This window comes from Natrinema sp. 74 (assembly GCF_046097095.1).
In the GTDB taxonomy this organism is placed as follows: Archaea; Halobacteriota; Halobacteria; order Halobacteriales; family Natrialbaceae; genus Natrinema.
Genome location: NZ_CP175698.1, coordinates 2646067 through 2667360 on the forward strand (window position 1 = coordinate 2646067; position 21294 = coordinate 2667360).

Annotated in this window: 25 protein-coding genes and 1 tRNA gene; 13 read left to right on the forward strand and 13 right to left on the reverse strand. The window is 61.5% G+C overall.

What is annotated here, in order from left to right:
* Window positions 1-19: 19 nt before the first annotated feature.
* From ACJ70B_RS13185 to ACJ70B_RS13195, 3 genes are all read right to left on the reverse strand, one after another.
* On the reverse strand, window positions 20-610 hold the full coding sequence (locus ACJ70B_RS13185; RefSeq protein WP_408957455.1) for a 50S ribosomal protein L15e: 591 nt from the start codon (window positions 608-610) through the stop codon (window positions 20-22).
* A gap of 205 nt (window positions 611-815) precedes the next feature.
* Window positions 816-1349 carry a hypothetical protein gene (locus tag ACJ70B_RS13190; protein WP_408957456.1) on the reverse strand — a complete coding sequence of 178 codons (534 nt, stop codon included), beginning with the start codon at window positions 1347-1349 and terminating at the stop codon, window positions 816-818.
* 372 nt (window positions 1350-1721) lie between these two features.
* On the reverse strand, window positions 1722-2630 hold the full coding sequence (locus ACJ70B_RS13195) for a serine/threonine-protein kinase RIO2 (protein WP_408957457.1): 909 nt from the start codon (window positions 2628-2630) through the stop codon (window positions 1722-1724).
* Window positions 2631-2942: 312 nt separating this feature from the next.
* Here ACJ70B_RS13195 and ACJ70B_RS13200 point away from each other — a divergent pair, with 312 nt between their 5' ends.
* The 5 genes from ACJ70B_RS13200 (at window position 2943) to ACJ70B_RS13220 (ending at window position 7391) form a co-directional block, all read left to right on the forward strand.
* A complete protein-coding gene (locus ACJ70B_RS13200) occupies window positions 2943-3650 on the forward strand; it encodes a hypothetical protein (RefSeq protein WP_408957458.1) in 708 nt (235 codons plus the stop codon).
* Between the two features lie 121 nt (window positions 3651-3771).
* Window positions 3772-4605, forward strand: coding sequence for a biotin/lipoate A/B protein ligase family protein (locus ACJ70B_RS13205; protein ID WP_408957459.1), 834 nt, complete (start codon window positions 3772-3774; stop codon window positions 4603-4605).
* A gap of 115 nt (window positions 4606-4720) precedes the next feature.
* Window positions 4721-5590 carry a deoxyribonuclease IV gene (locus ACJ70B_RS13210; protein ID WP_408960111.1) on the forward strand — a complete coding sequence of 290 codons (870 nt, stop codon included), beginning with the start codon at window positions 4721-4723 and terminating at the stop codon, window positions 5588-5590.
* 308 nt (window positions 5591-5898) lie between these two features.
* On the forward strand, window positions 5899-6438 hold the full coding sequence (locus tag ACJ70B_RS13215) for a twin-arginine translocation signal domain-containing protein (protein WP_408957460.1): 540 nt from the start codon (window positions 5899-5901) through the stop codon (window positions 6436-6438).
* A gap of 140 nt (window positions 6439-6578) precedes the next feature.
* A complete protein-coding gene (locus tag ACJ70B_RS13220; protein ID WP_408957461.1) occupies window positions 6579-7391 on the forward strand; it encodes a class I SAM-dependent methyltransferase in 813 nt (270 codons plus the stop codon).
* Window positions 7392-7444: 53 nt separating this feature from the next.
* Here the strand turns inward: ACJ70B_RS13220 and ACJ70B_RS13225 are convergent, their stop codons facing one another.
* Window positions 7445-7690 (reverse strand): PRC-barrel domain-containing protein, encoded by a 246-nt coding sequence (locus ACJ70B_RS13225; protein ID WP_408957462.1) that lies wholly within the window; start codon window positions 7688-7690, stop codon window positions 7445-7447.
* A 116-nt stretch (window positions 7691-7806) separates the two neighbouring features.
* On the opposite strand from ACJ70B_RS13225, the gene ACJ70B_RS13230 reads away from it, so the two are divergent.
* The 3 genes from ACJ70B_RS13230 to ACJ70B_RS13240 all read left to right on the forward strand — a co-directional run bounded on the left by ACJ70B_RS13230 (window position 7807) and on the right by ACJ70B_RS13240 (window position 10272).
* The gene (locus tag ACJ70B_RS13230) at window positions 7807-8793 is read left to right on the forward strand and encodes an ABC transporter ATP-binding protein (protein WP_408957463.1); all 987 of its coding nucleotides are present in this window, start codon (window positions 7807-7809) and stop codon (window positions 8791-8793) included.
* Window positions 8786-9571 carry an ABC transporter permease subunit gene (locus ACJ70B_RS13235; protein ID WP_408960112.1) on the forward strand — a complete coding sequence of 262 codons (786 nt, stop codon included), beginning with the start codon at window positions 8786-8788 and terminating at the stop codon, window positions 9569-9571. The genes ACJ70B_RS13230 and ACJ70B_RS13235 overlap by 8 nt, the downstream gene beginning before the upstream one ends.
* A gap of 89 nt (window positions 9572-9660) precedes the next feature.
* Complete coding sequence (locus tag ACJ70B_RS13240) at window positions 9661-10272, forward strand: PAS domain-containing sensor histidine kinase (RefSeq protein ID WP_408960113.1); 612 nt, start codon at window positions 9661-9663, stop codon at window positions 10270-10272.
* 173 nt (window positions 10273-10445) lie between these two features.
* On the opposite strand, the gene ACJ70B_RS13245 is transcribed toward ACJ70B_RS13240, so the two are convergent.
* The gene (locus ACJ70B_RS13245) at window positions 10446-11105 is read right to left on the reverse strand and encodes a helix-turn-helix domain-containing protein (RefSeq protein WP_408960114.1); all 660 of its coding nucleotides are present in this window, start codon (window positions 11103-11105) and stop codon (window positions 10446-10448) included.
* Between the two features lie 141 nt (window positions 11106-11246).
* On the opposite strand from ACJ70B_RS13245, the gene ACJ70B_RS13250 reads away from it, so the two are divergent.
* Window positions 11247-11627: a hypothetical protein gene (locus ACJ70B_RS13250; RefSeq protein ID WP_408957464.1), complete on the forward strand. Its 381-nt coding sequence runs from the start codon at window positions 11247-11249 to the stop codon at window positions 11625-11627.
* 7 nt (window positions 11628-11634) lie between these two features.
* On the opposite strand, the gene ACJ70B_RS13255 is transcribed toward ACJ70B_RS13250, so the two are convergent.
* Window positions 11635-12312, reverse strand: a complete 678-nt coding sequence (locus ACJ70B_RS13255; RefSeq protein WP_408957465.1) for a hypothetical protein — start codon at window positions 12310-12312, stop codon at window positions 11635-11637.
* A gap of 145 nt (window positions 12313-12457) precedes the next feature.
* On the opposite strand from ACJ70B_RS13255, the gene ACJ70B_RS13260 reads away from it, so the two are divergent.
* The gene (locus ACJ70B_RS13260; RefSeq protein WP_408957466.1) at window positions 12458-13177 is read left to right on the forward strand and encodes an alpha/beta fold hydrolase; all 720 of its coding nucleotides are present in this window, start codon (window positions 12458-12460) and stop codon (window positions 13175-13177) included.
* Window positions 13178-13186: 9 nt separating this feature from the next.
* On the opposite strand, the gene ACJ70B_RS13265 is transcribed toward ACJ70B_RS13260, so the two are convergent.
* Window positions 13187-13885, reverse strand: coding sequence for a hypothetical protein (locus tag ACJ70B_RS13265; protein WP_408957467.1), 699 nt, complete (start codon window positions 13883-13885; stop codon window positions 13187-13189).
* Window positions 13886-14053: 168 nt separating this feature from the next.
* Here ACJ70B_RS13265 and ncsA point away from each other — a divergent pair, with 168 nt between their 5' ends.
* Window positions 14054-15013: a tRNA 2-thiolation protein NcsA gene (gene ncsA / locus ACJ70B_RS13270; RefSeq protein WP_408957468.1), complete on the forward strand. Its 960-nt coding sequence runs from the start codon at window positions 14054-14056 to the stop codon at window positions 15011-15013.
* A gap of 340 nt (window positions 15014-15353) precedes the next feature.
* On the opposite strand, the gene ftsZ is transcribed toward ncsA, so the two are convergent.
* The 3 genes from ftsZ to ACJ70B_RS13285 all read right to left on the reverse strand — a co-directional run bounded on the left by ftsZ (window position 15354) and on the right by ACJ70B_RS13285 (window position 17570).
* Window positions 15354-16538 (reverse strand): cell division protein FtsZ, encoded by a 1185-nt coding sequence (gene ftsZ, locus ACJ70B_RS13275; RefSeq protein ID WP_408957469.1) that lies wholly within the window; start codon window positions 16536-16538, stop codon window positions 15354-15356.
* 2 nt (window positions 16539-16540) lie between these two features.
* Window positions 16541-16720 (reverse strand): ribbon-helix-helix domain-containing protein, encoded by a 180-nt coding sequence (locus tag ACJ70B_RS13280; protein WP_408957470.1) that lies wholly within the window; start codon window positions 16718-16720, stop codon window positions 16541-16543.
* A 196-nt stretch (window positions 16721-16916) separates the two neighbouring features.
* Window positions 16917-17570 (reverse strand): ribbon-helix-helix protein, CopG family, encoded by a 654-nt coding sequence (locus tag ACJ70B_RS13285; RefSeq protein WP_408957471.1) that lies wholly within the window; start codon window positions 17568-17570, stop codon window positions 16917-16919.
* A gap of 125 nt (window positions 17571-17695) precedes the next feature.
* On the opposite strand from ACJ70B_RS13285, the gene ACJ70B_RS13290 reads away from it, so the two are divergent.
* A tRNA-Tyr gene (locus tag ACJ70B_RS13290) sits at window positions 17696-17769 on the forward strand.
* Window positions 17770-19369: 1600 nt separating this feature from the next.
* On the opposite strand, the gene ACJ70B_RS13295 is transcribed toward ACJ70B_RS13290, so the two are convergent.
* Window positions 19370-19525, reverse strand: a complete 156-nt coding sequence (locus tag ACJ70B_RS13295; protein ID WP_408957472.1) for a hypothetical protein — start codon at window positions 19523-19525, stop codon at window positions 19370-19372.
* 38 nt (window positions 19526-19563) lie between these two features.
* The gene (locus ACJ70B_RS13300) at window positions 19564-20088 is read right to left on the reverse strand and encodes an SCO family protein (protein WP_408957473.1); all 525 of its coding nucleotides are present in this window, start codon (window positions 20086-20088) and stop codon (window positions 19564-19566) included.
* Between the two features lie 270 nt (window positions 20089-20358).
* Here ACJ70B_RS13300 and ACJ70B_RS13305 point away from each other — a divergent pair, with 270 nt between their 5' ends.
* Window positions 20359-20634 carry a HalOD1 output domain-containing protein gene (locus tag ACJ70B_RS13305; protein ID WP_408957474.1) on the forward strand — a complete coding sequence of 92 codons (276 nt, stop codon included), beginning with the start codon at window positions 20359-20361 and terminating at the stop codon, window positions 20632-20634.
* A 152-nt stretch (window positions 20635-20786) separates the two neighbouring features.
* Here the strand turns inward: ACJ70B_RS13305 and ACJ70B_RS13310 are convergent, their stop codons facing one another.
* Window positions 20787-21167 carry a hypothetical protein gene (locus ACJ70B_RS13310; protein WP_408957475.1) on the reverse strand — a complete coding sequence of 127 codons (381 nt, stop codon included), beginning with the start codon at window positions 21165-21167 and terminating at the stop codon, window positions 20787-20789.
* Window positions 21168-21294: the final 127 nt, after the last annotated feature.

Sequence of the window (21294 nt, forward strand, 5' to 3'; positions counted from 1 at the left end):
CGGTTCGACGACGAGGGCGTTACTTCGCGCGGCCCTGGCCGCCGGTGTTCGACGGTCGGACCTTTTCGGCACCCTTCCCGCGGCTGTTGAGCCCGCGGTTGGCCTTGCCGGCGTTCGTGAGTCCGCGGAACGCGCGGTTCGTGTGGTCGTCGTCGCAGATCCAGTTTAGGTCGTCGTCGTTCTCGATCGCGGGGTGGTTCGGATCGACGAGGATCGCTTCGAACCACTTTTGCGAGCCGTCTTCACCGACCCAGTAGCTGTTGAGTACGCGCAGGTTGGGGTACTTGCGGGAGACGCGCTCTTCGCCGATGCGCTGGATGTTCTTGCGCCGCCCGATGCGGTTGACACCCTGGCGCTTCGAGCGCCGACCGGCCGTGAACCGTTCCTTTCGGGCGGTCCCCTTGCGGACCGAGACCCGGGTCATGACGATGCCCTGTTTGGCCTTGTAGCCGAGTTCGCGCGCTTTGTCGAGTCGCGTGGGACGCTCGATTCGTTCGATCGCGCCCTGGTCGCGCCACTCTTGCTTTCGCTGCCACTGCAGTTCCCCGAGCTTACCGTCGTCGGGGTCTTTCCATGCGTCCTTGATGTGGGAATAGAAGCTTCGTGCCATCGTGTTTACCCGCGGGCGTTTCCTGGTTCAATCCCGACCGGGGCCGAGCCCCGCGGATCACATCCCGACCTGTGACATGGTGTCGTACAGGTGCCCGCTGACGCCCGCGAACCAGCGAGTCTACCCGCTCTTCCCGGCTCTCGAGTATAAGGGCTTCGAACTCCGTGAACTCGGTCGGCGGCGGCGGTGTCGTTTCGCGACCGGCTCACCGCACGAGCGGGACGCGCTCTCGCACGCCGCTCGGGGTGACGCCGTTGACCGTCGCGAAGACGGCTCCTAAGAGCAGTCCGTAGACGAGATGACCGAGGCCGAACAGGAGCGCGCTAAACAACTCCGCCACTGGCCCCGAGATCGGGAGATAGGGCAGCGGTAGCGCCGCTACACCGGCCCGGTTCATCGCGAGGGGAAACACGACGCCGCCGGCGAAGAGTCCGATGACCGCACCGAAGGCGAGCCCGGCGATGATGTAGTCACTGAACCCGGTGATCTGGTCTTGGATCGCTCGCCGCGAGACGACGGCGGCGAACATCAGTCCGAACGCGATGCTCAACATCAGGTGAATGGTCCACCCGACGCCGATCGCCATTTCGGGCTCTGACGCGAGGCCGCCCAGTAACTCGATCTGGTTTCCGCCGAGGTGGAGGACCAGCCCCATGGCGATACCGCCGACCAGCCCGCCCGTGAGGCCGCCGCCCCAGATTCCGACACCGTCGAGACTATGTGTGGTATTCACGCTCATACCTTGGGGTACGGGCAGGAGTCAAATTAATGTCACCATCTGTCGGACGACATGAGAGTCGTCCCGCCGATAGTGTCACCGACTAGTTTAGTTCCGCGCTACTCATCAGCTCGGATTCACATCTCGACACCGCGCCGTTCCCGTCTAATCGCCCGACCGAATCGCCATCGCTGCGCGCCATTTCGTATAGCAATATAGAATTTATTCTCGGGCGTGGTCCGTCGTATTTCGTCACGAAGTGGCCGAGCAGCATCGCTCGAACGCTCTGCAGGAATAGCTCGGTGCGTATCGCCTCTCGAGGGTTCAGTGCGAGAGAGGTTATCGGCAGGCCGAACTCGACTCCGCGTCGGGCACGGCGAAAGAGCGAATTCTTCAGACGAAGTCCGCGACGGTTTCGAACGAATCTGCGGTGATTGAGTCGGCCAGTTCGTCGCTCGCGAGGTCGTCGGGGACGTGCTGGGGGTATTTCCGCCGGAAGTACCCCACGATGTTCTCTAAATCCCGCCGGAGGAACTCGTCGGCGTTCTCGTGGTCCGTCGGGACGGCCTGGGGCCAGTCGAAAATTTTCACCCCCTCCTCGTTGACGAAGACGTTGTACTCGCTCATGTCCGCATGGACATATCCACGCGCGTACGCGAGGGAGAGTTCCGAAATGAGCAGGTCGAGAACGCCGAGTACCTGCTCGTCTTCGAGTCGCGTCCGCGAGAGTTCGACGCCGTCCATCTTCTCCATGACGATGGCGTGGCGGTTCTGTCCGATCGGCTGGGGGACCGAGACGTCGGGATAGAGGTCCTCAAGGATCCCGTGTTCGCGTTCGGCGGCCTTCCGGGCGGTGTACATCCAGGAGACGTGGTCGTTGTCCGACGTGTAATCACGTTCCTTGTGAACCTCCCGAAAGTTCGTATACCCTTCGCGGTGGTATTTCAGCGCCAGCGGTTTGTAGGATTTGACCTCGTAGACGTCGCTTTCCTTGCCGACACCGAGTGGCGAGCCGAACTCCGAGATGGTGTCTTGCTCGACGAGCGCCCGCAGCGCCAGCGTGTCGTAGCCCTCGAACTGGAGGGTGTAGCCCTCGTACTGGATCGTCTTCTTCTCAATCAGCCCGCGCTTGAGACAGCGCTCGAGTCGGTAGTCGACTTCTGCTTCAGAGAGGTCGGCGAACTTCGGGAGCTTCTCGTGTTGTACCCACTCGGAGAAGCGCATCCCCTGTTCGACCCCCGAGAGGAGATAGAAGTCCTCCGCCTCGAGCTCCGGGAGCAGCCCGGCGACGTTGCGCACCATGGGAGTCGATAGCCGGCGTGTACGTAAAAACGGCGTGACGCGACTCCGGCGTCGCCGTCGGCGTGGCTCGGGGCTAACGACGCTGAACCGAGACGATTGCTCGGACTCGAGCGAGTCAACTCGGATCGACGTTATCACAGCGGTTCGAACCAGCGCCCAGCAAGCATAAACTAATATCTGCTATACAAAAATCGGTGTGCTGGATATCGCTAGTGTCACGAAAGATCGGTTCAAAGAGAGTCTCTGCCGGATGAATACGGAATATCAATACGTAGATATATTCTTAGCATAGCAGATAGTATTATATATCATATGGGCATAGCTGTATTACTCATCGGTTGTTTTCTTAAATCAGACTGGTCGGAGTCAACGGTAGCAGATAGTCACCAAGCGATCCAGAAATCACAGTTCAAATCGGCTCCTGAGAAAGCCACAGATGTCGTGGAATGTCAGAAACCCGGAAAATATTCTGATGCAACCAAGCATGTCCCTCTCGATGAGTTCACTCGAGAACTGAACGAAATCGGTGAGAACGAAATCTTCTACAGACGCGAGTCAGACAAAATCGACGTCACTTACCGAACCGGTCCTGATATTGGCGACCTCTCAATGCCCGTCGGTTTCGGCGGGTTGAACGGGTGGCAGTTTGACCCCGATGAGGTGGGAGTTGCTGCTGTGGACTCTCGAATAGACGCACTCGTTGAGATGTTCAGATACGTAGCTACCGCGATTGATCCGGACGTCGCGTTTCTCACGCTGTTCAACGATCATGGCACTGGTGATGCCATGCTCGACTCACACGAACCTTCTCGGCACGGACTGGAAGCACTACCGTTTTTACTATTGCTAAGTGAGCCCTGGATCGACTACTGTGGTGGCCGTGAACACGTTGTAAAAACCCCAGTGTACGACGTGTCCGAACTGGAGACGGGAAGCCTTCTTCTTCGGGTGAAACAACGCCCGTCAGTCGATGGATGCCGATACACGCAAGGATTTGACCACTTGTTCGGGGAACGGTAGCCGACCACGGTCACTGGTCCCTCTCCCTCACTGTAGAACCTCTAATGAAATAGGCTGGATCTCGTGGACCCGTCCGGTATGCGTCGGAATCGCTTTCCACCTCGTCCGCATTGCCCCGTGTATGACCGTCCTCGCTGACCGAGATTGGCGGCTGATCCGGGACGAGCCCCGCGCCGGGGCGACCCAGATGGCCCTCGAGGAGATCGCCGCGCGAACGGCCCTCGAGGACGACGTGCGAACCGTCAGGACCTACGCCTGGCAGCCGAGTACGCTCTCGCTGGGGTATCGACAAGAGGCCGACACGGTCGACTGGGAGGTCTGCGATCGCGAGGAGGTCGACGTGACGCGCCGCCAGACCGGCGGCGGCGGGATCTACCACGACTGCTATGCCGATCTCTCCTATACCATCGTCGCCCCGGCCGACGAGGTACCCGGCGATCTGATGGACTGTTACGAACTGTTCTGCGAGCCGATCCTCGAGGCGTTCGATCGGATGGGCGTCGACGCCGCGTTCGCGTCGGCCGAGCAGGACGCCATCTATCGGCCCTCCTGCTATCTGCGGGATATCAATCCGGCACACGACATCGTCGCACCCGCAGACGCGGGCGCGCGGGCGAAGAAGATCAGCGGCAACGCCCAGTACCGCCAGCGCGACGTAGTCATCCAGCACGGGTCGATCAGTTACGCGCTCGAGCCTCGGACCCACGTGGGCGTGTTCGACGCCGCTCTCGAGGAGTCGACTTTCACCGAGCGCGTGACCAGCGTCCGTGAGGAGGCAGGGATCGACCGCGAGGCGGCCGTCGACGCGATTGCAGGGGCACTTCGCGACTGGTGTGACGCCGACGAATCGGACTGGCGAGAGGACGAACTTGAGGCCGCCCGCGACCTCGCCGACCGAAAGTACGGATCGGACGCGTGGATTCGGGAGCGCGAGGTGCTCGAGGCCGAGCAGTGACGGTCAGTCGCCAGACGCTGCCCATCTGATCGTCTCCCCGTCGCAACGTTCGAAACGAGAATCGCGTCGCTCCGACATACCTATCACGACCGGGTACTGACGAGAATCCATGACGATGAAGGTCGGCGCACACGTTTCGATCTCCGGTTCGCGCGTCTCCTCCGACGACGAGACGCCGCCGTACGACGACGTCCGCAACGCGGTCCACCGCCAGCTCGCCTTCGGCGGTAACTGCGGGCAGATCTTCACCACCTCGCCGCAGGTCTGGGCCCAACCCGAGATCGGCGACGAGGCCGCCGATGGCTTTCGGGAACAGACCGACGAGAAACTCGAGGGGCCGTGGGTGATCCATTCGGCGTATCTCGTGAACCTCTGTACGCCGAAAGACGACCTCCGGCGGAAATCCACGGAGAGCATGCAGGCGGAACTCGACGCGGCCGAACGGCTCGGCGTCCCGTACGTCAATGTCCACCTCGGCGCGCACACCGGGGCGGGCGTCGAGGGTGGACTCGACAACGCCGCAGGCGTCATCGACGATCTCGAGGTGCCCGACGATGTCCAGATCCTCATTGAGTCCGACGCGGGCAGCGGGACGAAACTGGGCGGCGAGTTCGAACATCTCGCAGGAATCATCGACCGCACCGAGACCGAGATCGGCATCTGCATCGACACCGCCCACACGCTCGTCGCAGGCAATGACCTGACGACCCCCGAGGCCGTCGACGAGACCGTCGGCCGGTTCGACGACGTAGTCGGCTTAGAGCACCTCGAGTACATCCACCTCAACGACTCCAAACACGACGTGGGCACGCACAAGGACGAACACGCGCTCATCGGCGAGGGCTACATCGGCGAGGACGGAATGCGCGCGATCGTGAACCACCCCGACCTGCGGGACCTGCCGTTCGCGCTCGAGACGCCGACCGAGGACGGACGGGGCTTCGCGTGGAACATCGAGAAGGTAAAAGAGCTGCGAGACGAGTAACGTTCCTCTCCATCAAATCGAATAATAAACCAAACGGCCGTAGAGTGTCAGATGTGATCAGGAGTAATGCAGTTTTAGTTGGTGCAGCCCTACTCAAAATCGCGAAATTATTTCGTATACTAGTATAGACTCATATATTCGTGTTTCCCATCGGTGATTTACGCTTCTCTGTCGTAATACTGGTATAAACAACCATGTCGGCTGAAATGCGTCCAGACACTGACGAACTCAGCAGTTGACCACTGGAACGGACCCTCTCTTTATTAGATTCTCTCGATGAGAAACTGCCCGAAGAGGGCGAGAAAACCATGACCAAGAGCGATAAGAATCTACTCCACCGGATCACGGACGCCGAATCGCGTCGATCGTTTCTCAAGAAAAGCGCCGTCACAACTGTCGGAGCGAGCGTCGCTGCGTCGGGTGTCGCAAACGCACAGAACGACGGGGGAGGCAGCAATCAGGGTCCTTGGAAGGCGTTAATGTTCCAACATAGCCTCTATCCCGAGGCTCGATTCACAATCATCTCCGACGTTCTTGAGTGGAGTCCTAACTATGGTGGTATTGACGACAGTTGGTTTAGCGGTTATAACACGCGCATGATCCGATGGCTCAACACCGGCGAACACAACCAAATATTTATCGCGAACGACGCCCAGCTCGGACAGTACGACTCGAACCTTGGCTTTGTCCCGGACGATCAAGACCAAAACCAGCCGCAAGTATACGAACTTAGCCCGGAGTGGTCGCTATTTGAAGACGATCCGAACCTAGCGACGATTAACTTCAGTCCCACCGACGAAGAGGCCGAAAACCAAATTCTCGAATCAGACAACTGGTGGCAGGAGTAGCAAGGGTTCACCACCAGTAACGAATCGATCGGCTGAGATTCACGATCGAGGCCAAATAACGAAATCGTCTCACCAACTGATAAGTAGGAGCGAAATCTGAGACCGACCCGTTTTTACTCGAGACCACTATAGAACCGTCCGTGCGCGAGTTCTCCGAGGACTACCTGCGCCGGACCCGCGAGGGAATGTGGGACGACTCCCGCGCGGCCCTCGAGCCGCTTTCCCTCGAGTCCCGCGACCGTATTTTGGACGTCGGTTGCGGGACCGGCGAGTTGAGCCGCGTCCTGCGCGAGGAGGCACCCGACGACGCCACCGTCGTCGGCTGCGACGCCGATCGCGAGTTGCTCGAGATCGCGGCCGACCACGACGATCCCGTCCCCGCCGTCGCCGGCGACGCCCTGTGTCTCCCGTTTGCAGACGACAGCTTCGATCTCGTGGTCTGTCAGGCCTTGCTGATCAACCTGCCCGATCCCGCGGCCGCCGTCGCGGAGTTCGCCCGCGTCTCGACGGACCTCGTCGCGGCCGTCGAACCGAACAACGCCACCGTCGAGATCGACTCGAGCGTCGACCGCGAGGGCCGCCTCGAGCGCCGGGCTCGCACGGCCTACCTCGACGGCGTCGCGACGGACGTCGCGCTCGGTGCCGACGCTCGTGCGGCGTTCGAGGAGGCCGGCCTCGAGGTGGACGAGACGCGACGGTACGATCACGTCCGGACGGTCGAACCGCCCTACGGCGAGACGGCGCTGCTTGCGGCCCGGCGGAAGGCGACCGGCGCGGGGCTGGCCGACGACCGAGAGACGATGCTCTCCGGGACGCTGACCGAAGCGGAGTACGACGAGCTCCGTGGTGCGTGGCGTGAGATGGGGCGGGACGTGATCGAGCAGATGGAAGCGCGAGAGTATCACCGCGAGGAATCGGTGCCGTTTTTCGTCACGGTCGGCCGGATCGCTTGACGGCCTCGGGTGCCGCTCGATGCCCGTTCGCGACCGTCGCGTCCGCGCCCGGCTCAGCGGTCTGATCGAACGACGATCTGATCGTCCACCGTCTCGACGCGATCGAAGGGAACACACAGCCGATCGTCATCGGACCGTCCGGACGCCGTCGCGGGGGACCCATCACCGGGTTCGATGACGAGGTCGTGGATCACCCCGGATTCTAGGTCCATAGTCACGGTGTGGAGCCGCCCGACGACTGTCCCGTCCGTTCCGACGACGCGTTTTCCGCCTAAATCACCTGCGAGCATCTCGCTCATACGTGCCCGGGCCACATCCCATCGGAAATGACTTCCGCCTCTTCTCACTCGACGCACTCCGGATCGGATCGCGTCCGGAGAAGGGTTACATGTGAACACAGCACTAACGTCCAGTCATGGCCGCGATCGAACTCGAGGGGCTGACGAAGGATTACGGGGACGTACTCGCCAACGATGGCGTCACGTTCGACGTCGAGCGCGGCGAAATCTTCGGCTATCTCGGGCCGAACGGCGCGGGGAAGACGACGACGATTCGGACGCTGCTTGGCTTTCTCTCACCGACCGCCGGAACGGCCAAGCTACTCGGCCACGACGTGACCGACGAGGGAGAACTGCTCAAGGCCAAACGCGAACTGGGCTACCTCCCGGACAGCCCGGCATTCGACGGGACGGCGACCGGCCGAGACGTTCTCGATCTACACGGCTCGATCAAGGGCGACGAGCGCGGCGAGGAGTTGCTCGACGTATTCGAGCCGCCGCTGGACCGGGAGATCAGAGACTACTCGCGGGGGAACGTCCAGAAGCTGGGGCTCGTGACGACGTTCATGCACGATCCGGAGCTGGTGATCTTGGACGAGCCGACCAGCGGGCTGGACCCGTTGCTCCAGCAGCGATTCACCGAGTTCGTCCGGGCCGAACGGGAGCGCGGCCTGACGGTGTTTTTCTCCTCGCACATCCTGCGCGAGGTGCGGAAGCTGTGCGATCGGGTCGGCATCATCCGGAACGGCCGGCTGGTGACGGTCGAGCCCGTCGAATCGCTGCTGACCCGGAGCGGCAAGTTCGTCCGCCTGCAGGCCGCGGAGTCGATCCCGATCGACGACCTCGAGATCGACGGCGTCCACGGGCTCGCGGCCGCGGCCGACGCCGGGCCGAGTGCGGCCGACGAGTACGCGTTTACGTTCACCGGCGACGTCAACGACTTGCTCGAGGTGCTCCGGACGTACGAACTGATCGACCTTTCGATCGAGGAAGCGCCGCTCGAGGAGGTCTTCATGCGCTTTTATGGCGGTGAGGACACACCTGATCGAGGAACGCGAGACGACCGCGTGGCCGCGAGCGTCGACGCAACGAACGACGCTGTCAGGGGTGATGACGATGTTTGAACTGACCCGATACGACGGCCGGCGGCGGATTCGCGGCAGCGTCTCCCTCTCGGTCGGCCTCTCCTTGCTCGCCGCGATGGTCGTCTGGGTCTACCCGTCGTTCGCGGCCGAGGTCGATCTGGACCAGCTGCTCGCCGCCTATCCGGAGCCGATCCTGCAGATCATGGGCATTCAGACGATGGCGAGCCTCGGCGGCTTCCTCTCGTTCGAACTCTACACGTTTGGCTGGGTGATCCTGCTCGGATTGTATCTGGCCTACAGCACGGCGGGAGTGATCGCCGACGATGTCGACCGCGGTCGAATGGACGTCCTGCTCGCGATGCCGATCTCTCGCGGACGGCTGGTAAGCGAGCGCTTCGCCGCGATGGCCGTTCCGATCGTCGTCGCGAACCTCCTCCCGCCGATCGTCGTGCTCGTCGGTGCCGAACTGATCGACGAACAACTGGCCGTCGCGGACGTGCTCGCGGTCCACCTGCTGTCGATTCCCTACCTGTTTGCCTGCGCCGGCATCGGCCTGCTCGCGTCGGTCGCCGTCGACCGGGCGGCGGTCGCCCAGCGGGTCGCCCTCGGCGTCACGTTCGCGCTGTTCCTCTCGGAGTCACTGCTGACCGGAACCGACGCCGAGATCGTCGGAGCGATCGCTCCTATGCGCTACTACGATCCAAACGCGATCCTGCTCGAGGGGAGCTACGATTTCGCCGGTGCGGGCATCTTGATCGCGATGACCGTCGCGTTCCTCGTCGCCAGCCGAATCTGGTTCGGCCGGAGCGATCTCTGACTCCGTCCGCTGGCCAATCGTGGCGATGCCGTCGGTGACGAGACGGCCGGACGACTGATAACGGACCGTGTGGAAACGCAGACGAACTTATCGATGCCCGACTTCGAAGCGTTCGTCAAGCACCATCGGATCTCCACACCGTCTTAGCGGAAGACGGAACCGTTCTGTACTGTAACGGTGCGATCGAACCCACGTGTGGTTACGCACCGGCCGCGTTCTCCGGCGACTCCGTCCATAAGTACGTTCATCCGGACGATCGGGGGCGACTCGAGTTGCTGCTTCGTGATCTAGACCGACAGTCGGACGACGCCGCGGACGACTACCGGTTTCGGTGCGCCGACGGCTCTTGGGTTCGGCTGGAGATGGTGGGCGAACCGCGGCCGCACCGAGAGCCGGACGGCTACGGCGTCGACACCGAGGCCGCGACGTTGGTCGTCGATACCGATCGGACCATCGTTGCCGACGGCTCGCGGGTCCAGCAGCTGGTCGAGAACCGCGTCCGAAACACGGTCGAACACGGCGGGTTCGACGTGACCGTCACCGTCGGAGACCTGGAGAACGGCGTTTTCGTCGAGGACGACGGGACCGGTATTCCGGCGGAGCGACGCGACAGCGAGTTTAAGCTCGGTTACTCGATCGCGAGCGAGGGGACGGGATACGGTCTCAGGATCGTCGAGAGCGTCGTCGACGCACATGGCTAGTCGATCGCCGTCACCGACGGGACCGACGGCGGCGCGCGGTTCGAGATCACCGGCGTCAAATTCGCTGAGTAGACACGCGCCCGCGCGGCTCTCGGTCGGCGAGTCGTCTCAATCGATCCGAACGCTCTTCGATCGGCACACCGCCCACTTCTTAGCGGTCGGTTCTCGCCGAGTTACGACGCCCGGTCGTCGTACACCGTGTTCTCGACGAGGGCCTTGACGCCGCGGCGGAACCGTTCGGAGGCTGCGTTCGGCGAGATATCGAATCGCTCGCCGAGTTCGGCGAGAGAACAGGACCGTGGAATGTCGAGGTAGCCTGCCTCGACGGCGGCGACAAGTGTTTCGCGTTGTAGCTCCGTTAACCCGTACTGGAACTGTACGTTATCGAAGGGCTCGTCGTCCTCGTACAGTTCTCGGATCTCGATGTCGATGTTGCGTTCGAGAAAGAAGCCGTGATAGCGCTCGAGCGCCTCGGTGTCGGGAAACGCCACGCTGAAATTCCAGCCATCGGCGGTCGCCGTCACTTCCCGCATAACGCTCCTTTCCTCGATTATCGCCGGGTAAATACTGGTCTGTCGTCCCCTGCTCGTTAGCTTGACCTGATAGAGCCGTCGCTCGCCGAACGTCGCCACCTGCGAGGGCGGATTGATGGTGGGATCCGTCTTGAGCCCGGCATCGAACGACTCGAAGTCGCCGCCCTCGGTCCAAATATGCATCTGATGAGCCTCGCCCTCTATGAGATCTGACTGTTCCCATGTGATCGTCACGTTCGGTGCGTTCGATAGCGCCTCGCGCAAGATGGGATAGTCAACCCAGAACGTCGCGAGTAGCATCTCGGACACTTTCCTATTACGCCTCACGTTCCCTTCCCCGTTTTGGCCCTCTATCTATCACGATCAATTAGCACAATGGTAATGAATGACGTGAATATTTACGCCGTAGACATATTCGGTGGGCTAACTCATTACTGAACGATGGCTGACCGAAACATCGACGAGAGAGTAGGGAGCGATTCGATCGATGCGTTCTTCGACGTGCTGAACAACGCGTATCGCCGGTCGCTCTGTCGATACGTGATGCAAATGGACGGCGACCTCGTCACCTACGAGGAGCTTGTTGACCATGTCCTCGAGGGTGGTCCGGAGACCGCGTCCGAGGACGTAGAAAGGCGGACCGTCGGACTAGAACTTCGGCACACGCATCTGCCGAAGCTGGAGGCCATCGACATCATCGAGTACGATCCGCGAAACGAGGCCGTCCGCGTCGACCGCGCGGCGCTGGCGGATCAACTCAAGTGGGTTTCAGAGACGGTCGACGACCTGCAGGCGGCAGGGACCGATCGAGAAGACGAGTGATACGGCATCAGACCACGTCACCGCGGACCGTCACGCCGTCCTGGCGCTCGCGCCAGGCGTGGAGTTCCTGCGCCGCGGTCTCGGCCTCGTCGTCGTCCAGCCCGAGCATCTCGAGGGCTGCCGACAGCGTCGGTAAGGCGAGTTCGCCCGCGCGGAGCTTCCGGAACGCCTCATCGCTTTTAGTCCCCTCCGCCCAGAGACAGACGCCGCGCGGATCGAGCAGTTGCGTGTAGTCTTCGCGCAGGCGCGCGCCGCGCAGTCGCTGGGTGACGTTGTCTTCGAACGACGCGTTACAGACCTCGAGATGAACGGGCTCGTCGTTCTCGAGGAGGTGAGCCGCGAGACACTGTTCAGGAGCGGCGTGGCCGTTCGCGTTCGCCCGGAGGAAGTCGGGGTGTTCGCGGGCCCAGTCGGCCCGGACCGACTTGCCGACGCCCTCGACGCCGTGGGAGTCGCGGAACTGTTCGGTCGCGTCGTCGTCCGCGCTCGCGTCGGACTCGCTGTCGTCGCGCAGCAGGATGTCCTTGGTCACGTAGACGTCCAGCCGCTCGACCGGATCGAGGCCGAGCGCGACGTCGCCGAACGCCCACACCTCGCGGACGGGCACCGGCATCCGCTCGTCCGCGACGGTGTCGACGAGGCGCTCGAGCCGGTCGACCGCCGCGGCTCGGTCGAAGTCGCTCATTAGCTCCCTTTGCGGGCTCGAGTTGCAAAACGGTTGTCCGTCCGCACTGCACGCCTCTTGGCGGCCCCGAACCGCCTGCGGCCGTCGGGACGCTCCCCCGCAACATGAACGCAGTTTTTTATCGTTCCCTGACAAACGAAATTCCATGCGACACCGGATCTTCAACGACGACGGCGACGAAGACCTTGTCTTCGTTATGGGCTGGGGGAACCGCTGGACCCACGAGAACGTCAGCTGGCTCCTCGGGACGCTGACCGAGGCCGGCTACCGGGTACACGCGTTCGAACTCCCGACCAACATCGACGACTTCAAAGCCGACTGGCTCGAGCCCATCGCCGAGTACGTCCGCAACCTCGACGGCTATCAGCTGCTGGGCCACAGCGCCGGTGCGCTGATCGCACAGGCCTTAGACGGGGCGGACAACCACGTCTACCTGAGCCCGTGGTGGGGCTACGGTGCGGGCGTTCCCGAACCGCTCCTCGAGGCGGTGTCGGCGGTGCCGACGACGTTCCCGTGTTTGCCGATCGGCGACTTCGACCGGGAAGCGCTGGGCGAACGGGCGACCGACCATCAGCTCGCGACGACGCCCTCCTGGGTCTCCCCGGCGTTCGTCCGGGAGACACGTCGCGCCCAGCAAGAGCTGCTGGCGATCGACCACGACGCCGTCGTCTTCTGCTCGCTTCGCGATCCCGTCGTCGACCTCCAACCGATCGGCGAACGGGTCCCCGCAGAGCACGTCGTCCTCTACGACGGCGGCCACGAACTGTTCTCTTCCGCTCCGCGTGACCGCTACGTCGACCTCCTGCTATCCGCCCTCGAGGAGGGATCCGACGCCGTCGAGGAACGGCCGACGGTGCCGGCCTGACGCTGACGGTCAGAGCGCATCGACCAGCGCACGGAGTTGCGATCTCCCCTTGAGCAAAGCGCGCGGAAACCGCCGACGAGCGGTCGCGAGCGCCTCGGCGAGGTGGCTCGCGGCGTCGACGAAGACGCCGGTCCCGTGGCCGACGAGGATCCGTTTCGGTGCGATCCCCTCGAACGCGCTCGTCGGAACGACCGGCCGGAGGAGCAGATAGACCGCGAGCCGTTCGTCACCTGCGAGATACGACGGTGCAGTCCCGAGGATGTCCGGCACGTACAGCGTCCCGTCCGACCGCCGATAGGCGATCGCTTCTGACCAGCCCGGCAGCAGACTCGCCTCGCGGACCGCAACGCCCGACCGCTCGAGGTCGCCGTCGAAGCGCTCGAGCGGTGCGTCGAGCCGTTCCGAAACCCGGTTCAGCCACGTCGGGACGTAGACGGGCACGTCGAACCGCCGGGCGAACTGGTCGGCGTCACGGGTGTGATAGGCCGAGCAGACGACGACGCCCGACACGTCGCCAAGCTCCTCGATCGCCGCGTCGATTCCGGGTGCCTCGAGCGGATCGAAGAGCCAGACGCCGCCATCGTCGCCGCGCAGGGCGTGGCTCGCCCGCTGCCCGGCTTCGTCGGGGTGGGCGAGCCAGCCGAACCCGCCGTCGAAGGTGTCGATTCGCTCGAACCCCGTCGACGGCGTTCTGTCGTAGCTTCCCATGCGTCGCCGTCGCACTGACAGACGGAATACGTTTCGCTTGACACGACTCCGTCGTCGGCTTCGGTTCGGCTCGGCCGATCGGATTCGTCTGGCGCTCACGGGCTCGAATCTCGAGCCGAACGGGGGGAGACGAAACGGACATACGCGTCCGACGGCAACGTGAGCGCGATGGACTGCAACCGGTGCGACGAGGAGGCGATCATGCACGCCGCCTACTCCGGAGCCCACCTCTGTACGGACCACTTCCGCAAGTCGGTCGAGAAGCGGGTTCGCCGGCGCGTCCGACGGGACGATCTCGTCCCCCACGATGCGACGCCGGAGAATCCCCAGACCTGGGTGATCGGCCTCTCCGGCGGGAAAGACAGCGTCGTCCTCACGCGGATCCTCCACGACACCTTCGCCGAGGATCCCCGCATCGAACTCGTCGGACTGACGATCCACGAGGGGATCGAGGGCTACCGCGACAAGTCGGTCGACGCCTGCGTCGAACTAAGCGACGAACTCGGCATCCGCCACGAACTCGTCAGCTACGAGGAGGAGTTCGGCATTCAGATGGACGAGGTCGTCGAGGACGACCCCGAAAACATGGCCGCCTGCGCCTACTGCGGCGTTTTCCGACGCGATCTCCTCTCGAAGTACGCCGAGAAGCTCGAGGCCGACCTCCTCCTGACCGGCCACAACTTAGACGACGAGGCCCAGACGGCGCTGATGAACGTCCTCGAGGGCGATGTCGAACAGATGGCGAAACACTTCGACGCCAGCCTCGGGCCGCTGGAAGAGCGCGAGGAACAAGACGAGTTCGTCCCGCGTGCAAAGCCACTGCGTGACGTGCCCGAGAAGGAGATCGCCCTCTACGCCCACGTCGAGGACCTCCCCGCTCACATCACCGAGTGTCCCCACGCCAGCGAGGCCTACCGGGGCGAGATCCAACAGTTGCTATACGACTTAGAGGAGAACCACCCCGGTACCCGCCATTCGATCCTCTCGGGATACGAGGAACTCGCCGAGATCGCCGCCGAGAAATACGCCGGCGACGACGGAGCCGACCTCCGCGAGTGCGTCGAGTGCGGCTCGACGACCACCCGCGAGGTCTGCCGCAAGTGTTCGCTACTCGAGTCGCTGGCCTGATTTGGCCGGTTTTCTCGCGGTCGATACCGGCCGGCCGATCGGTCGATCGATCGCAACAGACTCCGTCGGTATCGTTCCGTTCGGATACGTATACGGCCGTAAACGGACGATCGACTCGGTATTCGAGACGCGGCCGTCTCGAGTCCGATGGCCCGCGACGACGCTTTGCGAGTAACTATAGTAGCCACTGAACGTCACTGCATAGCTGATCGTTGGACACCATTGCGATCAGTGTGTCACTCGTTGCAGTGGCCACTACAACTGTCGGTATCGACGACACCCCTGCGAAATAGAACCGACCTGCGGTGAAAAGTGGTGTGTCGCGAGTCGCGCCGCCGTCTTACCGGATCACGTCGACGCCGTTCTGTCGCTCGAGTTCGTCGCGGCCGCCGTCGCTTTGCGCGCCGAACTCGGAGCCACTTTCGACGTTGTTGCTCGCATCGAAATTAGCGTCGCTAACGCCTTCGATGCTCTGACGGGACTTATCGGCCTGCTTTTGCGTCGTCGGACCGAGCACCTGCGCGCTCTGGACGCCGGTCATGATCGCCATGACGCGGACCTTGCCCTTGTAGTTCTCCTGGATACGGGCTCCCCAGATGACGTTCGCGGACGCCTCGAGGCGCTCTGTGATATTGTCCGCGATGCCCTCGGCCTCTTTCAGCGTGAGATCGGGGCCGCCGGTGATGTGGACGAGCCCGCCGGACGCGCCGCGGTAGTCGACGTCGAGCAGCGGGTGATTCATCGCATCCTTGACCACTTCGTCAGTCTTGTTCTTGTCCTGGGTCTCGCCGACCAGCATGACGGCGACGCCGCCCTGATTCATGATTGTGGACATGTCCGCGTAGTCCAGGTTGATCAGCGACGGCTGGGTAATCGTCTCGGAGATCCCCTTGACGGTCTCGGCGATGATCTGGTCCATCACCGAGAACGCCTTCCCGATCGGCAGATTCGGGACGTAATCGAGCAGCCGGTTATTGTCCAGCACGATGATCGAGTCGGCCTGCTCGCGCAGTTTCTCGAGTCCCTCCTCGGCTTTCACCGTGCGGGCGCGCTCGACGTTAAAGGGCGTCGAGACCATCCCAACGACGATTGCGCCCTGATCCTTGGCGATCTCCGAGACGACGGGGGCGGCACCCGTGCCGGTGCCACCGCCCATGCCCGCGGTTACGAACACGAGATCCGCGTCGCCGAGGACCTCTTTGATCGTGCTCTGGGCCATCTCGGTCGCCCGCTCGCCCATCGACGGGTCACCGCCAGCACCGAGCCCGTTCGTGAGCGACTTGCCGACGAGAATCTTCGTGTCGGCCTCGATCATCTTCAGGTGCTGTTTGTCCGTGTTGATCGCCACGGTGTCCGCACCGTCGACGCCGATGTTATACAGTCGGTTGATTGTGTTGTTACCGGCACCGCCGCAACCGACGATGACGATTCGGGGGTCCCCGAACTCGTCGTCGTCCATCGAGACGTCCATGTCCCGGGCCTCTTCCTCCGCGTTGTCGAGGGCGTCCTGTACGATGTCCTGCATCGTTACACCTTCGCCCAGTTGCGCTTGCGGGACTGTTCGCCGGGCGCGTCCTGTTGTTCATTGATCATCTCACGGACGGCCGATCGGATCGCCTCGCTCCGATTCGGGAACTCGCCCGAGTCGACCAGTTGTTCGACCTCTTCGATCTGCTGTTTCGGGATTCGCAGTGTCACACGCTCCATGGTTGTATTCCCCGTTGGGGTAAGACGGTGGCGCGCCCCTGTCAGACGCGGCGTGTCTTACGTCCGAACCGCCCGTCATCGGGCGATTTCCCGTCTCGTCGACGGCTGTAAGACAGTCCGTCTTACGCGACTAAGGCGATGTTTGGCTTGAATAATAAAACTTCCGGCGACGGCGACGTTCAGTGTCTTACACCGGTCAGTATTGGTTATTTCTCGACTCGAGAACGTCCGCTGCTGGTGTCCGACGACCGCAACCGGGACAGAACGACCAGTCGGTTCTGATCTCGTCGCCGCAATCACAGAACAATCGCCGCGACGCCTTTTCACCGCAGTTGGGGCAGTACACGTGCTCACCGTCGAGGTGGTCTCCACATTGGGTGCACCGTCGCTCGTCTTCGCGGTCGCGAGACTGCGTTTCCGCACGTTCCTGTGTCCGGCCTGTCGATCGGTCGCCGTTCGCGCTCATACGCGCGCGGTCGCGATCAACTTCGACTCGTTCGTCAGACACGACTTGTTCGCTCGCCTCGAACGTCGCTCCCTCGAGCGATAGTGTCACGTTTAGATCCTGGTTCCCCGCCGACGGCGTCACCTCACGTGGCCGCGAGCCCGTCCCGTCGAGTCCGAGCTCCCGGAGGCGCTCCTCGAGTCGCTCGTCGACCCGCTCGCGGACGAGATCGTCGATCGCGCCCGTCTGATTACGGTCTGACCCCGCGCCACCCTCGCCGGTGTCGGCCTTCCCGCCCTCGAGATACGCACGGAGCGCCTCTCGCATCACTTCGCTCTTGGACGCGTCGAGTGCCTCGAGGCGGTCCACGAGGTCGTCGTCGGCCCGGAACGTGATCTTGCTCATGCGCGAACTACTCTCGTGTTGCAACGCCTCCCATATCAATCATTCTTCTGTTCACGATCGATCGCACGTCTGCGCTATCGAGAATAATAACCCTTATGTGTACCTCGGCGGCTACGTTGGAATGCCCGCCCTTAGCTCAGACTGGTAGAGCAGTCGACTGTAGATCGACTTGTCCCCCGTTCAAATCGGGGAGGGCGGACTTCTTTCCTCGTCGAAGGGGAGTTGAATCGGGTAACGGTGTTTTCGCCACTCAGAGTAGAGTTACTGTCGGGTTCGTGTTTCTGATATCGGAGGCCATATTCGGAGTTGAACTTGTTTCCAGTGTTCAAGTGCGACGGTTCATGCTCGAGCAGCGACGGGAGTTGTCGAGACGCTCTCGATGCGAACAGTGACGGGCGCGGTCGAATTCGGGATCGCCGTCGCTACCGATCGAATGCTCGTCTCGAGAAGCGCCGGCCAGAGACCGGCGTTGGAGCCCCATTCGGTAGGTGGTGTGAACCGACTGGGTCTGAGATCGGTGACAATACGGCGAGTGGCTCTCGTTGGAACGATCCCAGGGCGGCGGGGTTCCGTATGTCTCGAAGTCGGAACGATTCCGTCGGGCAACGACCGAATCTTTCCCGCCGCTTGCCCCTCGGAACTGGGTTGCTATAGTCTTGTTGGCTGATTGATGTCAACTAAAACAATCAACGGCGATAGCCGAGGCTAACGGACTGCTCTCAGGATTTCAAGTCCGCGGTGGTCGCTGCAACCGGCAGACGATGAACTCGAGGGCGCTCTCAGTCCTGCGGGCCGCATACGACACGGCCGTGGTGTCGGCGTCGAACGGGGTGTTGCGAATGAGCGTGTCGATTGGTGCGACGGAACCCATCGCGAGTGCGACCAGCGGTGTGAGCACACCGTCGATCGAGTCTATTCCTGTCCAAGCAGCCCGAGACTCAGTCACGTTGGACCGAACGCTATCGGTAGCCGCGTGCGTATCGACCGTGTGAGGAAACCGCTATTGCTATTCGCCAACTGTCCGCTGAAGGGGAAGTTGGAGCGTGTGACAGGGTGTAAACCACTACCCCTTCATCGTCAGACATTCTCTACCGGAACTTAACGTTATGTTCACCTCATGCTGCGTGAAAAGCCGATACCCGGACCGAGCGTTACGCGCACCCCCGTTTTGGACGTTCTCCGCGATTCCCCTCTGGCTCTACGGCAAGCTCCGGCACAGGCGGTGGAAGGGAGGTAACCCGACAGGACTTAGGTCACCCCGTTTCTCGCGTCGATCCGCGTCTACGACGTGTTCGCGTCGAACCTGCGTGTACCTCATCTGCGAGACGAGTGGGCCCTGTCCGCGAATTCGGCCGTCGAGATTCGATCTCGAGCGGGGGAGCGAAGGACCTGCCGACACGACGAATTAGCGTCGCGTACGGAAGAGAAGCGTACCGATAGCCGCTGCGAGACCGGCCCCGACGATACCGACGCTACCGGGGCCGAACCCGGCCTCATCAGTCCTGTTACCGTCGGTATGGGTCTCGTTATCGGTGTCTGCAGTTTGCGCTCCGCTAGCCGGATACTGGCGGTCGGTGTGGTCGTGAACGTCCGTTCGGCACCTGTGTAGATTATCTGGTCCATTCTTCGAAAGAACGATTCAAACGTCGAGAATTACACTGGGGATACGTCTACGATGTGGAGGGTATCGAAGATCTACTGTTTGAAGGAAAACTGCGTGCAGTACCTGTGGTAGTAGCGGTCCCGGCGACTTGTTTCGGAGTTGATGCGCGGTCGAAAACCGACGATATCGCGGCGTCTCAGGACTCCCGTTCGCGCAGCGTCTTCAGGTCATCGCTGACGTCTTGTCTGCTCACTCGCGGCGGACCGTCTGTCTGCGCGCTTTGGAGTTTGTACGAGCGCTCTACGTACCCCTTCTTGTTGGCGAGCAAGATCAACCCCGTGTGCACGAACATATAGGTGTCCATATTCTTCGGAGTCGTCTTCGTGAAATTCACACCGTAGCTGTCCTGAACAACCGTCTTGGCGCGCGTCTCGCTTTTGGGACGCAGGAAGTACCAGTTGTCGGCATCCATGTCGATGTGGTGTGTGTCGGCCCACTGGCGAAAGCGTCGGCGTCGTCTCTGGCGGGGTCGAACGTCATCTCGACGAACGACACCTGCTCGCCATATTCCTCCTCGAGTGCGTCGTCTTGGACCTGTGCCATGATCGCGGTCAGCCGCGGACACATCGTACTGCAGGTCGTGTACATGAACGTCAGCAGGAGGTCCGTCTCGAAGTCACCGGGGACGGAGACGTTGTCTCTGTCACGGACTGGCGCTGGCAGGGTCGCAGACGGGAGTTCGTCCCCGTGCGTCGGGAACGGCAGATTGGCCGGATCGACACTCCACGTTTTCGCGTCTAAATACGTGTTTCCGCTTGCCCCGTCGCCGCTGGTATCGCCGAACGTACCCATGCAACCGCTTAGCCCGAGTGTGACGCCGGACCCGAGCGAGGCAAGTAGTGTCCGTTTACGCATCGATAGTGATCGTTACCGTCTCAAGGTAAAGACTCGTCTGGTCCGGCCCTCGAACCCCGCTGAAGCGTACTTTTTCTAGAACGATATGTCTCGACAGGTCTGTCCGCGAAGCCGATCCGCGAGGACGACCAGTTAGAGTAAGGATGCGTTATATCTAACGGCCAGAAGTACTTTCATCATTCGTATATTACGTAGCACGTTGTATATGCGACGAGTTTTCGGCTTCGAAAAACCATGATTAGTAACAAATTATGGGATGAAATAGTTCCCGTGTACAAAGTCGAATTGGACAAGGCCACCAACCAATCGACGAGCAGTCTGGTGATCAGGGGCATCGCTGAGTTAACTGGTCAGAAGCCGGCTGAACTCGAACCGCTGGGAAACAGCGTGGATCCGGAAGCGCTGGATTCGTTCGTCGCTCACACGAAAGAGGGCACGACTTCGTGTCGGCTTACCTTCCAGTATCATGGGTACACGGTCGTGATCGTCGGGAATCGATGGCTGCAGATCGCTCCGAGCGAAGAACTGCTGTCGGTAACGACGTAGCTTCGAACGCCGCATCCTCAACCCCGTCTTTGAAGAGCGACGGGCGTCCGCAATACTCTCTGAAGACAGTCGCTCGAGATCGGATCGGTTCACGTCTGCTTCGGCCACTCCGTGCTCCGTCGAAAGAGGCTACAGAGCAATGCTGAAATCGATCACGAGTCGGTTTCGTCGAGCGCGACTATTGCGGAGTTGATCGTTCCTTGGAGATCGTCTATCGCCCCGATCTCGAGTGCAGCTATTACTCCTTTCCGTTGGGTTTTGATAAGATGCAACTCTATCGCCTTCTCGAAGCACCGGAGAACGCACTGTAAGTCGCCGTGACTATAGAGCGACTCCTGATGCTGCTGATCGATCGCTTCTAGACGCGCTTCTCGGAACACGCTCTCGATATCTGAACTGTCGTACTTCGTTTTGACATCATCTCGAATATACACGTGATCGCTCTCGTCTTCGTCGTAGTAACTAACGCTTCGCAGATCATCCTCAAACCGATACTCGAGTTGCTCATAGATCCGATCCGCTTCGATTCGCATTACGTGCGAAGTATATCCTAAATACTATAATTATATTGGCCAGATACTGGATAGTACAGCATAAATATTGGGCTTTAACAGAATAGTTCGGCAGATATACGAGATGATTTAGCGACTTCACAGTTCC

Coding starts and splice junctions, on each gene's coding strand:
- ACJ70B_RS13185 (WP_408957455.1), bottom strand. CDS start 610: ATGGCACGAAGCTTCTATTCCCACATCAAGGACGCATGGAAAGACCCC.
- ACJ70B_RS13190 (WP_408957456.1), bottom strand. CDS start 1,349: ATGAGCGTGAATACCACACATAGTCTCGACGGTGTCGGAATCTGGGGC.
- ACJ70B_RS13195 (WP_408957457.1), bottom strand. CDS start 2,630: ATGGTGCGCAACGTCGCCGGGCTGCTCCCGGAGCTCGAGGCGGAGGAC.
- ACJ70B_RS13200 (WP_408957458.1), top strand. CDS start 2,943: ATGGGCATAGCTGTATTACTCATCGGTTGTTTTCTTAAATCAGACTGG.
- ACJ70B_RS13205 (WP_408957459.1), top strand. CDS start 3,772: ATGACCGTCCTCGCTGACCGAGATTGGCGGCTGATCCGGGACGAGCCC.
- ACJ70B_RS13210 (WP_408960111.1), top strand. CDS start 4,721: ATGAAGGTCGGCGCACACGTTTCGATCTCCGGTTCGCGCGTCTCCTCC.
- ACJ70B_RS13215 (WP_408957460.1), top strand. CDS start 5,899: ATGACCAAGAGCGATAAGAATCTACTCCACCGGATCACGGACGCCGAA.
- ACJ70B_RS13225 (WP_408957462.1), bottom strand. CDS start 7,690: ATGAGCGAGATGCTCGCAGGTGATTTAGGCGGAAAACGCGTCGTCGGA.
- ACJ70B_RS13230 (WP_408957463.1), top strand. CDS start 7,807: ATGGCCGCGATCGAACTCGAGGGGCTGACGAAGGATTACGGGGACGTA.
- ACJ70B_RS13235 (WP_408960112.1), top strand. CDS start 8,786: ATGTTTGAACTGACCCGATACGACGGCCGGCGGCGGATTCGCGGCAGC.
- ACJ70B_RS13245 (WP_408960114.1), bottom strand. CDS start 11,105: ATGCTACTCGCGACGTTCTGGGTTGACTATCCCATCTTGCGCGAGGCG.
- ACJ70B_RS13250 (WP_408957464.1), top strand. CDS start 11,247: ATGGCTGACCGAAACATCGACGAGAGAGTAGGGAGCGATTCGATCGAT.
- ACJ70B_RS13255 (WP_408957465.1), bottom strand. CDS start 12,312: ATGAGCGACTTCGACCGAGCCGCGGCGGTCGACCGGCTCGAGCGCCTC.
- ACJ70B_RS13260 (WP_408957466.1), top strand. CDS start 12,458: ATGCGACACCGGATCTTCAACGACGACGGCGACGAAGACCTTGTCTTC.
- ACJ70B_RS13265 (WP_408957467.1), bottom strand. CDS start 13,885: ATGGGAAGCTACGACAGAACGCCGTCGACGGGGTTCGAGCGAATCGAC.
- ncsA (WP_408957468.1), top strand. CDS start 14,054: ATGGACTGCAACCGGTGCGACGAGGAGGCGATCATGCACGCCGCCTAC.
- ftsZ (WP_408957469.1), bottom strand. CDS start 16,538: ATGCAGGACATCGTACAGGACGCCCTCGACAACGCGGAGGAAGAGGCC.
- ACJ70B_RS13280 (WP_408957470.1), bottom strand. CDS start 16,720: ATGGAGCGTGTGACACTGCGAATCCCGAAACAGCAGATCGAAGAGGTC.
- ACJ70B_RS13285 (WP_408957471.1), bottom strand. CDS start 17,570: ATGAGCAAGATCACGTTCCGGGCCGACGACGACCTCGTGGACCGCCTC.
- ACJ70B_RS13295 (WP_408957472.1), bottom strand. CDS start 19,525: ATGTTCGTGCACACGGGGTTGATCTTGCTCGCCAACAAGAAGGGGTAC.
- ACJ70B_RS13300 (WP_408957473.1), bottom strand. CDS start 20,088: ATGCGTAAACGGACACTACTTGCCTCGCTCGGGTCCGGCGTCACACTC.
- ACJ70B_RS13310 (WP_408957475.1), bottom strand. CDS start 21,167: ATGCGAATCGAAGCGGATCGGATCTATGAGCAACTCGAGTATCGGTTT.